The organism is Rhodococcus sp. IEGM 1241 (genome assembly GCF_033142365.1).
Classification (GTDB): Bacteria; Actinomycetota; Actinomycetes; order Mycobacteriales; family Mycobacteriaceae; genus Rhodococcus_F; species Rhodococcus_F erythropolis.
In genome coordinates, this window is record NZ_JAWLSE010000001.1 from 1,574,612 (window position 1) to 1,589,925 (window position 15,314).

A 15,314-nucleotide genomic window follows, 5' to 3' on the forward strand; every position below is an offset into this window, starting at 1 on the left:
GTCAGCCCCGAGTCACCCGAATCCGTTTCACCCGAGTAAGGAATTGAGGTCGCCATCATGCACAAGCACCTTCCGATGCCGTACCCGACCGCCGAAGTGTGGGACTGGCAGCTGCAGGGAGCGTGCCGTGGGCACGATTCCGCGGTCTACTTCCACCCGGACGGCGAGCGTGGACACGCTCGCGAGAACCGTGAACGCAACGCCAAGAAGGTCTGCGCGACGTGCCCTGTACTCCAGCAGTGCCGCGAACACGCACTCTCCGTCCACGAGCCTTACGGCATCTGGGGTGGAATGACGGAGACCGAGCGCGCAGAATATGTGCGATCGCTGCGTAAGCGCAGCAACCGGATGCCCGCGGTCGCCAACGCGAGCTGACGGTCCTTCGGAAAGGACGCCAGTGTGACCCTCGTAGCCGGTATCGATTCGTCTACCCAGTCGTGCAAAGTCATTGTCCGTGATGCCGATTCGGGAGAACTGGTACGAGAAGGGCGGGCGGCCCATCCCGTCGGTACCGAGATAGATCCGACATGCTGGCTCGAGGCGATGGACAATGCAATCGCCGCGGCGGGTGGGCTCGGCGACGTCGCAGCGGTATCCGTCGGAGCTCAACAGCACGGCATGGTGTGTCTGGACAGCGGCGGCGAGGTCGTCAGGCCGGCGCTGCTGTGGAACGACACTCGTTCGGCGAAGGCTGCGATGGATCTGGTCGAAGAACTCGGCGGATCGAAGGCGTGGGCCGACGCGGTTGGCGTAGTTCCGGTCGCCGCGGTCACGGCAAGCAAGCTTCGATGGCTCGCAGATCACGAGCCAGGCAACGCCGATCGCACTGCCGCGGTGTGTCTTCCGCATGACTGGCTGTCCTGGAAATTGGGCGGGTCCGGTTCAATCGAGGAGCTCGCCACAGACGCGGGCGACGCAAGTGGAACCGGCTATTACGCTGCCTCGACGCGCGAATACCGTACCGACTTGCTGGCGTTGGCATTTCGCGATCGCACCCCCCATGTTCCCCGAGTTGCATCGCCGAACGACAAGATCGGAAGCACTGACCCCGGGGGAATCATCGGACCGGGTACGGGTGACAATGCCGCAGCCGCACTGGGTTTGGGAGCAGTCCCCGGTGACGTGATCATCTCGATCGGAACATCCGGCGTCGTGTCGGCTGTATCGGCCACCCCCACGCACGATCCCAGTGGAAACGTGGCAGGATTCGCGGACGCAACCGGTCTGCACCTGCCGCTCGTGTGCACTCTCAACGGCGCGCGCATTCTTGATGCGACGGCGTCCATTCTCGGTGTCGATCACGCCGAACTGTCCCGGTTGGCGTTGACCGCGCCCCTCGGAAACGACGGACTGGTCATGATTCCGTACTTCGAGGGCGAGCGGACGCCCAACCGCCCCGACGCCACGGGAGCAATGCACGGCTTCCGGCTGCAGAACTCGACGCCGGCGCATTTCGCGCGCGCCGCAGTCGAAGGGCTCCTGTGCGGCTTGGCCGACGGCGTCGACGATCTGGTTCGTCAGGGCGTCGAGGTGAAGCGAGTTCTCCTCGTCGGAGGCGGAGCGAAGTCTCGCGCTCTCTGTGAGATTGCGCCGGCAATTCTCGGAGTGCCGGTCGTGATCCCTGCTCCGGGTGAGTACGTCGCCGAAGGGGCATGCAGGCAAGCAGCATGGGCACTGTCCGGGAGCACGCAGCCGCCGGTGTGGCCGAAACCGGAAGAGCGACGATTCGACGCCGAACCAGCTCCCCACGTGCGCGAGCGCTACGCGTCGTTGCGCGAACTCACCGAAGGCGTCTGAGCGCTCCCTACAGAAGCCCGAACTTCCGCACTGCGTCGAGTAGCGCGTGCGGGCGTTCGGTCGTCGGCAGGGGATCGACGAGTGCGAACTGGCAACCGACGTCTCGGGCCGCGCCGTCGGCGACGTCGCTGTCACCGATCATCAGGGTCTGCGCCGCATCCACATCCAGCTGTGCCAGGGCGTATTCGAAGATCGCGGGTTCCGGTTTGACTGCACCCACCTCGAACGACAGGACGAACTCGTCGACCCAGACGTCCCAGCCGCGGTCGACGAACGCCGGACGGATGTCGAAGGCGATGTTGCTCAAGACGGCAGTGCGTACGCCCTTCTCCGACAATGACTTCAGGACCTCACCGGTATCCGGGTACGGCGACCACTGGTCCGGATCGACCAGCAGCGCGTAGAAAGCTTCGGCCCGAACCGGATCGGGCACTCCGGACTTGCTCAACACGTCGAGGTACGCCTGACGATGCAACTTCGGATCCCGGTCGCGGTTCTCCCACGCGTAGATCCCGGCTTCGTCCATCTCGACGGTTCTGCCCACCGGCGCGGTCATCCGACGCATCAACTCGGCTTGAGCGTGCACGTCGAGCGGATCGCCTTGATGATCGACGAGGTGCTCGGTCCAATCGTCGCTCTCCTCCAAACGGAAGAGGGTTCCGGAGAAATCGAACAGCGTCGCGGCGATATGTCCGTCTTGATGGGCCGTGCTGTCAGTGTTCACCTCGACAGGTTATCGGCGTCCGCTTTCCGATGCTTGATGTGAGCCAGTGCACGCGTACTTTGAGAGAGCACATTTTCCGAGGTTCCCCCGACGGGCACGATTTCGATGCCCCGGATGAACCGTATGACGAGGGGGATCCTCCGTGTCCGACCACGCGAATACACCAGACCTGACGAAGCCGTCCGGCGAAGACCCCCACCTCTCACGTCAGCTGTCCAACCGGCATATCCAGCTGATCGCCATTGGTGGTGCCATCGGCACCGGACTGTTCATGGGATCGGGCAAGACGATCTCGCTTGCCGGGCCCTCCGTGATCTTCGTGTACATGATCATCGGCTTCATGCTCTTCTTCGTCATGCGGGCGATGGGGGAGTTGCTGCTCTCGAACATGGCGTACAAGTCGTTCTCCGACTTCGCCGCGGATCTGCTGGGCCCCTGGGCGGGATTCTTCACCGGCTGGACCTACTGGTTCTGCTGGATCGTCACCGGCATCGCGGACGTCATCGCGATTTCCGGATACTTCAAATACTGGTGGCCAGGTCTCGCGGCATGGATACCTGCTTTGCTGACGATCGCGGCGCTGCTGCTCCTCAATCTCCCGACCGTTCGCGCCTTCGGTGAAACAGAGTTCTGGTTCGCGCTGATCAAGATCGTCGCCATCGTCAGCCTGATCATCGTCGGCATCGTCATGGTCGTCTCCGGGTTCACGGCGCCGAACGGTGCCACCTCGGGTATCGACAACCTCTGGAACGACGGCGGCATGTTCCCGACCGGATTCATGGGCTTCGTGGCCGGCTTCCAGATCGCCGTGTTCGCCTTCGTGGGCATCGAACTGGTCGGCACCACCGCCGCCGAGGCGAAGGACCCGGAGAAGAACCTGCCGAAAGCCATCAACTCCATCCCCATTCGTGTCCTGCTGTTCTACGTCGTTGCACTGACCGTGATCATCGCGGTCACTCCGTGGCGCGAAATCAGCGCAGACAAGAGTCCGTTCGTCGCCATGTTCACACTCGCCGGCCTCGGCATCGCTGCATCTGTCATCAACTTCGTCGTGCTGACCTCCGCTGCGTCTTCGGCCAACTCGGGTATCTACTCCACCTCGCGCATGGTGTTCGGCCTTGCGCAGGAGGGCGACGCACCGAGGGCCCTCGGCAAGCTGAACTCGCGCAAGGTCCCCGCGAACGCCCTGATGTTCTCCTGCATCTTCTTGCTGGCGTCGTTGATCCTGCTGTTCTCGGGCGATTCCGTGATCGAGGCCTTCACCGTCGTCACGACCATCTCGGCGCTGCTGTTCATGTTCGTGTGGACGATCATTTTGGCGAGCTACATGGTGTACCGGAAGCGTCGTCCGCACCTGCACGAGGCGTCGAAGTTCAAGATGCCCGGCGGCATCGTGATGTGCTGGGTCGTGCTCGCGTTCTTCGTCTTCATCCTCTGGGCGTTGACAACCAAGGACGACACCCTGCAGGCACTTGTCGTCACGCCGATCTGGTTCGTGGTTCTGGGTATCGCGTGGGCGATCATTCGTCGCCGACCCGCTCACCGGGCACGATACGACGCGTTCAAGTCAGAACTGGACGCCAGCCGACAGAACGGCGACAAATAGTTTTGGTCAAGATCGGGTAACGGTGGCGGCCGCCTTGATCAAACTGTTACATTCTTCGGCAGACAGAGGAGCGGGCTTCATCAGAAGGACGCTGCACGCCGACGACTGACGGAGTACACACTGTGGGAAACCACCACCGCACGGGCAATGACGATGTTGTCTTCGAGATCGATCCCGAGGCAGCAAGCGGCCGCCACCGCACCCCGTCGGCTGGCCCTGGTGCCGGTGTCAAGGCGGGTGTCGTAGCTGCGGCTACCGGTGCACTCCTCGTCGGTGCAGGCCAGATGGGTGCAGGAACCGCTGCTGCGGCGCCGGCAACACAGACCATCGCCGGCATCGAAATCCCGCAGGGTCTGCTCCCCGAGGGCGTTGTCGTTCCGGCTGAATTGGCGGCACTTCCCGCTCTCGACATTCCCGAGCTTCCCGATTTTGCTGCCGATCTCAACACGCAGGCACAGCAGTTCCTCGCGGGGATCAACCCCGGCACCTCTGCTCGCACCGTGCAGCCGGTGTCCGGAACGCTGACCTCCACCTTCGGTTCGCGCTGGGGAGCACACCACGGCGGTCTCGACATCGCGGCTCCGATCGGTACGCCGATTCTGGCTGCAGCAGACGGCCAGGTCATCGACGCCGGCCCGGCGTCAGGTTTCGGCCTCTGGGTTCGCGTCCAGCACGACGACGGCACGGTCACCACGTACGGCCACGTCAACGACTACCAGGTCAACGTCGGCCAGCGCGTCAATGCTGGCCAGCAGATCGCCACAGTGGGTAACCGTGGCCAGTCCACGGGCCCGCACCTGCACTTCGAGGTTGCCGAGAACGGCGCAAAGGTCGATCCCGCAGCGTGGCTGCAGGCTCGCGGCGTGGCTGTCACCTGGGTAGACAACTCGTAAAGAGAAACTTTCGGAGAACTGCGGTGGCGTCGGGAAATTCTTCCCGGTGCCACCGCAGTTCTCGTTTGTCGGTGACACCGGCCGGATAGCCTTCAGTGACGTTGATCGTCGAAGGGGGAATGCGCGATGGGTGCAGAAGTCACGGCGCGAGAATTCACGCGGGCGGACCGTAGGCTCTTTCGCAAGAAAGTGCGGTCATGCGTCGACGCCATGAAGCAGATGCTCGACGGTGGTGACTTCCGAGACGCCGTCGACAAGCCGGCGCCGCTGCTGGGCATGGAGATCGAATTCAACCTGGTGAACGGGGACATGGCTCCTGCGATGTCCAACCGTGAAGTGCTCGAATCCATCGACGACGCTGCGGTTTTCCAAACCGAGCTCGGACAGTTCAACGTCGAGATGAACGTCGAACCCGGCCCACTCACCGGTGATGCAACTTTCGAATTGGAAAAGAAACTGCGCGCCTCCCTCGACGTCGCAGACGCGCGAATCCATGCGCACGACGCCGAGATGGTGATGATCGGGATGCTGCCGACCCTGCAACTCGGGCATCTCGATCGAGAGTGGATCACCGCGAACCCGCGCTACGAATTGCTCAACGAGCAAATTTTCACCGCTCGAGGCGAGGACATCGAACTCGACGTCGAAGGTGTCGCGCTACCTGGCAGCGACGTGGAAATTCTTCGGGCCGATACCAATTCGGTAGTCCCGGAGGCGGCATGTACGTCCATGCAGTTGCATCTCCGCGTTGCGCCGGAAGAGTTTGCCGCGCATTGGAATGCCGCGCAGTGTCTGGCCGGCGTACAGGTGGCGTTGGCGGCTAATTCTCCTTTCCTGGCAGGCAAGGCACTCTGGCACGAATCGCGCATCCCGATCTTCGAGCAGGCGACGGACACAAGAACTTTCGAGCTGAAGAACCAAGGTGTGCGGCCGCGGGTGTGGTTCGGTGAGCGGTGGATCCACTCAGTGCTCGACTTGTTCGAAGAGAATTCACGTTACTTCCCGGCCCTGCTGCCTGACGTGTCGGACATCGATCCACTGGAAGTGCTCGCGGCGGGCGGGGTTCCGGAGTTGAGCGAGCTTCAGATGCACAACGGCACGGTCTATCGCTGGAATCGTCCGGTGTACGACTGCTCGGATGGCAAGCCGCACTTGCGTATCGAGAATCGAGTGCTGCCGGCCGGACCGACTGTCGTCGACATCATGGCCAATGCGGCCTTCTACTACGGCACAGTTCGGGCGCTGGTGAACGCGGAGCGGCCACTGTGGTCGCACATGTCGTTCCATGCGGCAGAAGAGAACCTGCACATCGGCGCCAAGTACGGACTCGACGCAACTTTGTACTGGCCGGAGATCGGTTGGGTCGGTGCCGACGAGTTGGTCCTGCGAAGGCTGCTGCCATTGGCGGACGAGGGTTTGGCGGACTTCGGATTGTCCGCCGCGGCCCGCGATCGGTATCTCGGCGTCATCGAGGGGCGGTGCCTGAATCGGCAGACCGGTGCCGCCTGGCAACGAGAGCACGTGGCGCGCGCGGAGGCTTCGGGCGCGGACCGCTCGACTGCGCTCACCGGAATGCTCCGCGGTTACGTCGAGAACATGCGGGCGGGAGATCCCGTTCACACCTGGTCCTGATTGCTCTGCTAATTCTCCTATCCGTCAACAGTTTCGGGGACCTAAGTCCCCGAAATGAAGAGGGGGCGACCCCAAAAAAGCCGGACAAGTGGGATGGTTAGAGTGAAAGTGGCTCGGTTACTTCTTCAGGAAGGTGGGCACATGAGTTCACGCGAACATAACAGTGTTGTTGTCGGAGTCGAGGGTTCGGACACTGCGTCCACTGCGCTCCGCGAGGCCGCGAAAATCGCCGCCCAGCGCGAATTGCGACTCGACATCATCCACGCTCTCGACTTCGCGCCTTACGGTTTCGGCGGACCGTACGTCGACGCGGGTGGGGTGTACGAATGGGTCGAAGAGGCGGGAAAAGCGATCTTGGCAGAGGCGGAACAATTCGCCCGTGAGATCGATCCGAAACTCGAAGTTCACACCGAAATCGCCATCGGCAGCGCAACTCAGTGGTTGATCGAGAGTTCGGCGCAGGCCAGGCGGGTCGTTGTCGGAGCGTCCGCTTCAGGCAAGGCGGCGACGGCAGTTCTCGGCAATACAGCGGTCGGTGTTGCCAGTCACGGCAAGTGCCCGGTCATCGTCGTGCGGGACCGCGACGGCGCAGTGCCTTCGGAGGGACCCGTCGTGGTCGGCGTCGACGGCAGTGCGCTCAGCGCGCAAGCAGTGGGCGCGGCATTCGAGGAAGCAGCGTTCCGCGGTGCCGAGTTGGTGGCGCTGCACGTGTGGAGTGACCTCGGTAGTGCGGCATTCGAAGACCCGAGGGCAGCTGCGCTTGCCCCGCAGTCTCTCGAAGAGGAAGAGCACGCAGTACTCAGCGAGAGCTTGGCCGGTTGGTCCGAGCAGTACCCGGACGTGAAGGTCCGGCGCGAGGTATACCTCGACAACCCACGAGGACGGCTGCTGGACTGGTCGGCAAAAGCGCAGCTTGTTGTAGTCGGCAGCCGTGGCCGTGGTGGATTCCGTGGCATGCTCCTCGGCTCGACCAGCAATACCCTGATCGCTTCGGCCAAGTGCCCCGTCATGGTGGTTCGCCCCGAAGAATCCTGACCTCTCCAAGTTCTCCCGCTACCCCGTTCGTTTCGGTCATCGAATACGAACGGGGTAGTCACATGAATGCGGACTCATGTTCCGTAGTGTTCGATGTGAGTTAGGTGTTCGATGGGAGTACCAAGGCTGTGTGCGCGTCGCACACGGCGGCAATCGTCTGGATTGGGGTTACAACGTGCGTATCGGTATGGGTTTGAACTACAGCGGCGGGTTCGCCGAAACCGTCGAAGAGGTCGGTGACCTGGAGAAGGCGGGCCTGGACATCGCCTTCGTTCCGGAAGCGTATTCCTTCGACGCGGTCAGCCAGCTCGGTTACCTGGCGGCCAAGACGTCGACCATCGAACTCGCTTCGGGAATCTTCCAGATCTACACCCGTACGCCCTCGTTGACCGCCATGACGGCAGCGGGCCTGGACTTCGTCTCCAACGGTCGCTTCGTTATGGGCCTGGGTGCTTCCGGACCGCAGGTGATCGAGGGATTCCACGGCGTCAAGTACGACGCTCCGTTGGGACGCACGCGTGAGGTCGTCGAGATCTGCCGTCAGGTGTGGCGCCGCGAGAAGGTCGAATACCAGGGCAAGTACTACCAGGTTCCGCTCCCCGCCGAGAAGGGCACCGGACTGGGCAAGCCGCTCAAGCTGATCAATCATCCTGTGCGTGAGCGCATCCCGATCCTGATCGCTTCGCTCGGACCCAAGAACGTCGAGCTGACGGCTGAGATCGCCGAAGGCTGGGAACCCATCTTCTTCCATCCGGAGAAGGCAGCAAGCGTATGGGGCGAGCCGATTGCGAAGGGCAAGGCCAAGCGCGATCCGAGCCTCGGCGAGCTTCAGGTGTACGCGTCGCCGGCCCTGGCCATCGGTGACGACGTCGACCACATGCTCGACTGGGTACGCCCGAGCCTTGCGCTCTACATCGGCGGTATGGGCGCCAAGGGCAAGAACTTCTACAACGACCTCGCGGTGCGATACGGCTACGAAGAGGCCGCCGAGAAGATTCAGGATCTCTACCTCGCGGGCAAGAAGGACGAGGCCGCAGCAGCGGTCCCGGACGAGTTGGTTCGCGCCGTGTCGTTGATCGGTCCCGAGAGCTACGTCAAGGAACGCGTCGCAGCCTTCGCCGAAGCCGGCGTCACGACGCTCAACGTCACGCCGTTGGCGGCCGATCGCAACGGCCGTGTTCAGCTGATCGAGAAGTTCCGCAAGATTTGTGACTGACCCTGCCGTGGGGGGGGGGGGGGGGGGGGCGGGGGGGGGGCCGGGCGGGCGGGCCCGCGGCGGGAGGGGGGGGGGCGGGGCCCCCCCCGGCGGGGGTTGACCCGCCCGCCCAGACCCCCCACCGTGTCGCCCCCCCGGGGCCGCCCCCAACCCCCCCCCCCCCCCCCCCCCCCCCCCCCCCCCGGCCAGGGCGGGTGATTCGGGATCTCTTGCGCACGAAACCCGATTTTCGGCGCTTTCATATGGGACTTTTTTCACTTCTGACCGGTCGGGTTCTTCGCCTAACGTGGATCGAGTAGCCAGGATTTGCGTGCGAATCCGGCACCGGTGGCCTCGTTGACGCCCGAAAGGGATGTTGGCGGGGCCGTTGCCGCAGTCCACCCGAACTCCGAATGTCCGATTCGGGACTCGCGTCGGCTGATGAATCCTTTTTGCCGTCATTGGGCAATAGTGTGAGGGCGAAGAGATTCTCTGGTCGATCGTGGAGGGACGAACATGAGTGCAACCAAACCCGTAGTCGTGGCAGTGGACGGCTCGGAATCGGCGTCGTCGGCTGTCGTCTGGGCCGCTCGAACGGCGGTGGCGCTCGGTCGTCCGCTGCATATCGCGACGGTGGTGCACATCCCCGCTTTCTACTACTCCGAGCCGTACCTCGCCGAGAGCTTCAAGGACGAACTTCGCCGCACTGCCACCGCTCGTCTGGACAGCGCGCAGATCCTCGCGCGGCATAGCATCGACGACGACCTCGAGATCGTCACCGAACTACTCGACGGCAGCGTCTCCGATCGCCTGATCGAATTGTCCAAGGGCGCGTACGTCATTGCGCTCGGGCCCCGCGGGCATGGTGAATTCACCGGATTGGTCGTCGGTTCCGCGACGGTGTCGGTGGTCTCGCACGGCGAATCTCCGGTTGCGGTAGTCAGGGGCCGGACGCTTGATGGTCGACCGCCGACCGAAGGTCCTGTCGTCGTCGGCGTCGATGGATCCGAAAGCAGCATCGAGGCAGTCGAGCATGCTTTCGAACAGGCATCCGCTCGGGGTGCAACATTGATCGCCGTCAACGTGTGGAGCGATGTGAGCGTGCAGCCCTCCCTGGGCGCCACCCCCGACGATCCACTGTGGAGCAGCATCCAGACAGGTGAGGAAGTTGTCCTTGCCGAGCAATTGGCTGGTTTCACCGAGCGCTACCCAGACGTCGTCGTCGAGAGAGTCGTCGCGCGTGACCGTCCGGTCCGCGTTCTCAGTGAATACGCGGAGACGGCGCAATTGATCGTCGTCGGCAGTCGCGGGCGCGGCGGATTCGCGGGAATGCTCCTCGGATCGACTAGTCGGGCACTGCTCCATACTGCGGATTGCCCGGTTCTCATCGTCCGGCACGTCAACAAGTGAAGAGAATGCATTCAATGACTTTTGAGTCCACCGTCTCCGGTACCGTTCGACGTGAGATGTCTTTTGGAGGGGTTCGATGACAACGCGGATATTCCTGGTCGACGATCACGAGATCGTCAGACGCGGATTGTTCGACCTACTCGGCGGGGTCGAAGACTTCGTGGTGGTGGGTGAGGCCGCATCCGTGGGAGAAGCATTGGCTGCGGTACCGCAGAGCAATGCCGACGTCGCGGTTCTGGACGTACGGCTGCCGGACGGCAACGGCGTCGAACTGTGCCGCGAACTGCGCTCGATGCTGCCCAACCTGCGCTGCCTGATGCTCACGTCGTACGCGGACGACGAGGCACTACTCGACGCGATCATGGCGGGCGCTTCGGGATTTGTCCTCAAACAGATTCTCGGAACCGATCTGGTTGCTGCGGTCCGCACAGTCGGGCGCGGCGGTTCACTGCTCGACAGTCGGGCGACGGAGGCGCTGATGCAGCGGATCCGTAGCGACCGCACCGCTGATCCGTTGGCCGAACTTTCCGATCAGGAGCGAGCAGTCTTCGACCTCATCGGAGAGGGACTCACCAACCGGGAGATCGGCGCGCGATTGTTCCTCGCGGAGAAGACCGTCAAGAACTACGTGACGCGTCTGCTCTCGAAGCTGGGCATGCAGCGTCGTACTCAGGCTGCGGTGCTGGCCACCGAAATCCGCAGCGGCAGTCGATAGGTCTACCGACCGGACTTCGGTCGATTCGAGTTGGTGCGCCCGAGCGGTACTCGCCAGAGCAGGCGTGCACCGCTCGGATCGTGGTTGACGATCGTGCACGTACCGCCGCAATGTTCGGCACGGCGCTCGAGATTGTGAAGTCCACTCTTGTGGAAGTCGGAGGGGAGTCCGACGCCGTCGTCCTCGATCGTGATCGCAAATTCGACGTCCGCGGTGACTGCGATGGTGATGTGGTGTGCGTGTGCATGCCGAAGGACGTTGCTCAGCCCCTCACGCAGCACAGCTTCGGCGTGCTGGTGGATCCCGGGATTCACCAGAGTGTCGATGGCGCCGGAGAATTGGACGCTGGGGGTCACGGCGGACTGTGCGGTGGCGTCGCCGATGACATCGAGGAGGCGTCGGCGCAGGCTCGACGAATCGGTGGCTGTGGGAGTCTGCAGATCGAAGATGGTTGTCCGAATCTCGCGGACTGTCTTGTCGAGTTGTTCGAGGGATCGTTTGACAATCGCGCGCGCCGACTCCGGGAGGGTCTCGTCCGGAAGCGTGCTCTGCAGGCTCATTCCGCTCGCGAACAGTCGCTGGATGACGTTGTCGTGCAGGTCTCGTGCGATGCGGTCGCGGTCCGCGAGAACCGACAACAGGCGTTGCGCCTTTTGTTTCTCGTCGAACTCGATTGCAACGGAGCCGAGTTCGGCCATCGACTCGATTCGGGTCAGTTCGTCGTGATCCCAGTGCGTGTTGGTCGAGTTCGACGCCACGATGACCGCGCCGACTACACCCGAGGCGACGCACATCGGTGCCACGACCGCACTTCCGGCCGACGGCACCAGTTCGGTGAGTGCACCTAAAGTGGTGAGTACCTGTAGCTTTCGAGTGCTCCGCACCACGTCGAACGGATAGGTCGTCGCTGGAATTCTGACTCCACGTGACGTGGTTCGGGCGCTGGCTGCAGCGTGAACCTGTGCGTATCCGTTCTCGCAGATCACCACGATCACGTCGTCGACGCCGGTCAGGTCCCGAACGCGACTGGCAAGAAGTTGCAGGCCGTCCTCGAGCGAGTCACCGGCCAGCAACCGCGAGCGAATGGCAGATGTTGCGGTGAGCCATCTTTCACGAGTTCGTGACTGCTCGAACAGCCGGGCGTTTTCCACAGCGATGCCGGCTGCGATGGCGAGGGCCTCGAGAATGACCTCGTCTTCTTGGGTGAACTCGGCTTTTCCGCGCTTCTCAGTCAGGTAGATGCTTCCGAACACCTTTCCTCGCATCATGATCGGCGCCCCGAGGAAGCTCTCCATCGGTGGATGATTCGCGGGGAATCCCACCGATTCGGGATGGTCGCCGAGATGCGCCACACGCAAAGTCTGCGGGTGATTCATCAGAACACCCAGAACGCCATGACCTTCGGGGAAATGCCCCATGGTCGCGCGTTGGGACCCGGAGATTCCCTCGTACACGAATTCCGAGAGCCCGCCCCCCGGCGCCGCAACCCCCAGGGCGCCGTAGCGGCAATCCAGAACCGTTGTCGCAGAGGTGATGATCCGTTGGAGTGTCAGGTCGAGATCCAGACCTGAACCGACCACCAGGACCGCCTCGAGCAGACGGTGGAGTGTCGGTATGTCTGCATTGGAATCGCCCAGGCGGTCGAGCAACTCGCCGAACGTGCGTGCCGGACTGTGACCCGATGCTTCGACCATGGTCGAAGCATATCGCCTCGCGGGACGTCAGCCCTCCTGACGGCGACCTTCCCACCACGACGACCAGTGATGCTTGATTTCGTCGAACTCGTCATCGCTCAGGTCGTAGGTGGTCAGCAGGATGGACATGCCTCCGTCTGGGCGCTGCGGAGTCACCGACTGGGTCGCGACAGAGAGTAGACCAGGGCCGAGATCTTCGACTGTCAACCCGAATTGGTGATCGGTGACGTAGTCGACGACGCCTTCGAAATAGTCGCCGGGAGCGATTGTCGCCGCGTACCGACTTCCCGCTTCCAAACCGATTTCGGTGAGCCCGAGGACGGTTGCCGCATTCTCGCCAGGGAGCAGCAGGCCGTCGAGATAGATGGTTCTTCGCTCAGCGAGTCCGTGGCGCTCCACTGCGAATCTGAGCAACTGGAGGAACGTCGTCCATCCCTCGGTGATGTCGTCGTACCAGTCGTCGTCGGCAGATTTGGCCGGCCGATCGATGCGGACGACCGTCTTGCCGTCTTGTTCGAGAAGTGAGAAGCGGTCACCGTTTCCGAGTTTCAGCGTCAGTGCTTCGGGATCGGCCTCAGCGGTGGAGTAGATCTGGGCGATTTCGTCGTCGAGACCGTCGTACTCCCAGCCGAACCAACGACGAATCAGCGACGGGTCGCGCAGGGCGGGCCACAGAACGGACGGGGCTGCGACGATGGACACTTCGATCACGGTTTCGCTCACCCGGAAGACGGTACCGACTTCAACCCTTCATGGCGACGGTGAGCAGAAATGCAACGTCTTCGAGCGCTTCGACGCTGTGGCGGTCGGCCGGCACGGTGAGGAAATCACCGGTGGATCCTTTCCACTGGTCGCTCCCACACACAAGATTCAGCTTCCCGCTCAGGACCAACAGTGTGGCTTCGCCCGGACTGTCGTGTTCGGCGAGGCTCTTGCCGGCGCTCAGTGCGATCACCGTCTGTCGCAGGCTGCGCTGGTGGCCGCCGTAGACGGTTTGTGAACTGCGACCGCTGGTCGCCGAGCCCGCCAGTTTCAACTGTTGGCGAGCGAGAGCGGTCAGTGACTTCTTGTCCATCGAAGACCTCTCGGAAGCGGTGAATGTCGTTCTTGGAGTATGACCGACTCACTCGCGAGGTGCCTCGTTATCGGCGGAAGTCGGTCAGCGCGTGTATTCCAGCCAGCGGAAGCGCAGCCCGCTCTTCTCCGAGGTCTGCCAAGGCTCGTCGGACTTCAGGTTCCATTCGGGGCCGATCTCGGGAGCAAAGGCATCACCGACGATGTCGAGGTCGACCTCGGTCACCAGGAGATGCGTCGCGAATGGCAGTGCAGCCGAATAAATTTGCCCGCCGCCGACGACAAATACGTCACCGTCCGGCAGTGCCAGGGCGTCGTCCAGCCCGTGGACTACCTCGGCGCCTTCGGCTTGCCATTGCGGATCGCGCGTGACGACGATGTTCCGACGCCCGCTGAACGGCCGGAACTTCAGTGGAATGGAGTCCCAGGTGCGCCGTCCCATGATCACCGGATGTCCCATGGTGACGCGTTTGAAGTAAGCCATGTCCTCGGACACGCGCCACGGGATCGTGTTGTCGACGCCGATGACGCCGTCGTGGGCCTGCGCCCAGATGAGGGTGACTGTGCGATCGGTCATCGTCAGACCGCTACCGGCGCTTTGATCGCGGGGTGGTGCTGATAATCGACGATCTCGACGTCCTCGAAGGTGTAGTCGAAAATGGAGTCGCGTTTGTTCAGCTTCAGGGTCGGCAACGGAAGGGGCTCGCGACCGAGCTGCTCGGTGACCTGGTCGACGTGGTTGTCGTAGATGTGGCAGTCGCCGCCGGTCCAGACGAACTCGCCGACATCGAGTCCGGCCTGCTGGGCCATCATGTGGGTGAGCAGCGCGTAGCTGGCGATGTTGAACGGAACGCCGAGGAACATGTCGGCGCTGCGCTGGTACAGCTGGCAGGAGAGCTTGCCGTCGGCGACGTAGAACTGGAAGAACGCGTGGCATGGAGCCAGCGCCATCTGCGGAATGTCGGCGACGTTCCACGCCGAGACGATGATTCGCCGCGAATCGGGGTTGGAGCGCAGGGTCTCGACGGTCTGCGTGATCTGGTCGATGTGCTCGCCCGAAGGGGTGGGCCAGCTACGCCACTGGACGCCGTAGACGGGGCCGAGTTCGCCGTTCTCGTCGGCCCACTCGTCCCAGATGGAGACGCCGTGCTCGTGCAGCCACGCCACATTGGAGTCGCCGCGCAGGAACCACAGGAGCTCGTTGACGATCGACTTGAGGTGGACCTTCTTGGTGGTGACGAGCGGAAAGCCGTCGGCAAGATCGAAACGCATCTGGTGACCGAAGATGCTGCGGGTGCCGGTTCCGGTTCGATCGGATTTGGCGGTACCCGTCTCCATGACGAGCCGGAGGAGGTCTTCGTAAGCAGTGGAGACAGTCACGGGAATCAGTCTAGGGCCTGCCTTGCCGTGGGGGGGGTTTTTAAACCCCCCGGGGGCAAAACACCCCCCCCCCCAAACCCCCCCCCCCCCGCCCCCCCACGGGGGTCGGGGGGGGGGTGGGGGGTGGCGCCCCCCGCCCGGGGCTGGGGCGCGCCGCGC

At 63.0% G+C, this 15,314-nt stretch carries 15 protein-coding genes; 9 read left to right on the plus strand and 6 right to left on the minus strand.

Annotated features, from left to right (window positions below):
• Nucleotides 1-57 precede the first annotated feature (57 nt).
• Together R4P70_RS07585 and xylB are read left to right on the plus strand one after the other, a co-directional pair.
• Entirely contained in the window at nt 58-375 is a 318-nt protein-coding gene (locus R4P70_RS07585; RefSeq protein WP_003946343.1) for a WhiB family transcriptional regulator, read from the plus strand.
• A gap of 24 nt (nt 376-399) precedes the next feature.
• Nucleotides 400-1,797, plus strand: coding sequence for a xylulokinase (gene xylB / locus R4P70_RS07590; RefSeq protein WP_317830620.1), 1,398 nt, complete (start codon nt 400-402; stop codon nt 1,795-1,797).
• Between the two features lie 7 nt (nt 1,798-1,804).
• Here xylB and R4P70_RS07595 read toward each other — a convergent pair whose 3' ends face one another.
• Entirely contained in the window at nt 1,805-2,521 is a 717-nt protein-coding gene (locus R4P70_RS07595; protein ID WP_020908678.1) for an HAD family hydrolase, read from the minus strand.
• A gap of 142 nt (nt 2,522-2,663) precedes the next feature.
• Between R4P70_RS07595 and cycA the strand changes: the two genes are divergently transcribed.
• From cycA to R4P70_RS07630, 7 genes are all read left to right on the plus strand, one after another.
• Nucleotides 2,664-4,127: a D-serine/D-alanine/glycine transporter gene (gene cycA / locus R4P70_RS07600; RefSeq protein ID WP_317830621.1), complete on the plus strand. Its 1,464-nt coding sequence runs from the start codon at nt 2,664-2,666 to the stop codon at nt 4,125-4,127.
• A 122-nt stretch (nt 4,128-4,249) separates the two neighbouring features.
• A complete protein-coding gene (locus R4P70_RS07605; protein ID WP_003946431.1) occupies nt 4,250-5,020 on the plus strand; it encodes a M23 family metallopeptidase in 771 nt (256 codons plus the stop codon).
• A 126-nt stretch (nt 5,021-5,146) separates the two neighbouring features.
• A complete protein-coding gene (locus tag R4P70_RS07610) occupies nt 5,147-6,652 on the plus strand; it encodes a glutamate-cysteine ligase family protein (RefSeq protein WP_317830622.1) in 1,506 nt (501 codons plus the stop codon).
• 141 nt (nt 6,653-6,793) lie between these two features.
• Complete coding sequence (locus R4P70_RS07615) at nt 6,794-7,687, plus strand: universal stress protein (RefSeq protein WP_020970378.1); 894 nt, start codon at nt 6,794-6,796, stop codon at nt 7,685-7,687.
• A 175-nt stretch (nt 7,688-7,862) separates the two neighbouring features.
• Complete coding sequence (locus R4P70_RS07620) at nt 7,863-8,903, plus strand: LLM class F420-dependent oxidoreductase (RefSeq protein ID WP_007727670.1); 1,041 nt, start codon at nt 7,863-7,865, stop codon at nt 8,901-8,903.
• A gap of 495 nt (nt 8,904-9,398) precedes the next feature.
• Nucleotides 9,399-10,292: a universal stress protein gene (locus R4P70_RS07625; RefSeq protein ID WP_317830623.1), complete on the plus strand. Its 894-nt coding sequence runs from the start codon at nt 9,399-9,401 to the stop codon at nt 10,290-10,292.
• A gap of 76 nt (nt 10,293-10,368) precedes the next feature.
• On the plus strand, nt 10,369-11,007 hold the full coding sequence (locus R4P70_RS07630) for a response regulator (protein ID WP_019744786.1): 639 nt from the start codon (nt 10,369-10,371) through the stop codon (nt 11,005-11,007).
• 2 nt (nt 11,008-11,009) lie between these two features.
• Here the strand turns inward: R4P70_RS07630 and R4P70_RS07635 are convergent, their stop codons facing one another.
• The 5 genes from R4P70_RS07635 to R4P70_RS07655 form a co-directional block, all read right to left on the minus strand.
• Nucleotides 11,010-12,701, minus strand: coding sequence for a GAF domain-containing protein (locus tag R4P70_RS07635; RefSeq protein ID WP_021332279.1), 1,692 nt, complete (start codon nt 12,699-12,701; stop codon nt 11,010-11,012).
• Between the two features lie 27 nt (nt 12,702-12,728).
• The gene (locus R4P70_RS07640; RefSeq protein WP_317830624.1) at nt 12,729-13,424 is read right to left on the minus strand and encodes a hypothetical protein; all 696 of its coding nucleotides are present in this window, start codon (nt 13,422-13,424) and stop codon (nt 12,729-12,731) included.
• 19 nt (nt 13,425-13,443) lie between these two features.
• Entirely contained in the window at nt 13,444-13,776 is a 333-nt protein-coding gene (locus tag R4P70_RS07645; RefSeq protein ID WP_003946336.1) for a cupin domain-containing protein, read from the minus strand.
• An 84-nt stretch (nt 13,777-13,860) separates the two neighbouring features.
• Nucleotides 13,861-14,352, minus strand: coding sequence for a dihydrofolate reductase (locus R4P70_RS07650; protein WP_264613171.1), 492 nt, complete (start codon nt 14,350-14,352; stop codon nt 13,861-13,863).
• A gap of 2 nt (nt 14,353-14,354) precedes the next feature.
• Nucleotides 14,355-15,155, minus strand: a complete 801-nt coding sequence (locus R4P70_RS07655; protein ID WP_003946427.1) for a thymidylate synthase — start codon at nt 15,153-15,155, stop codon at nt 14,355-14,357.
• Nucleotides 15,156-15,314 lie beyond the last annotated feature (159 nt).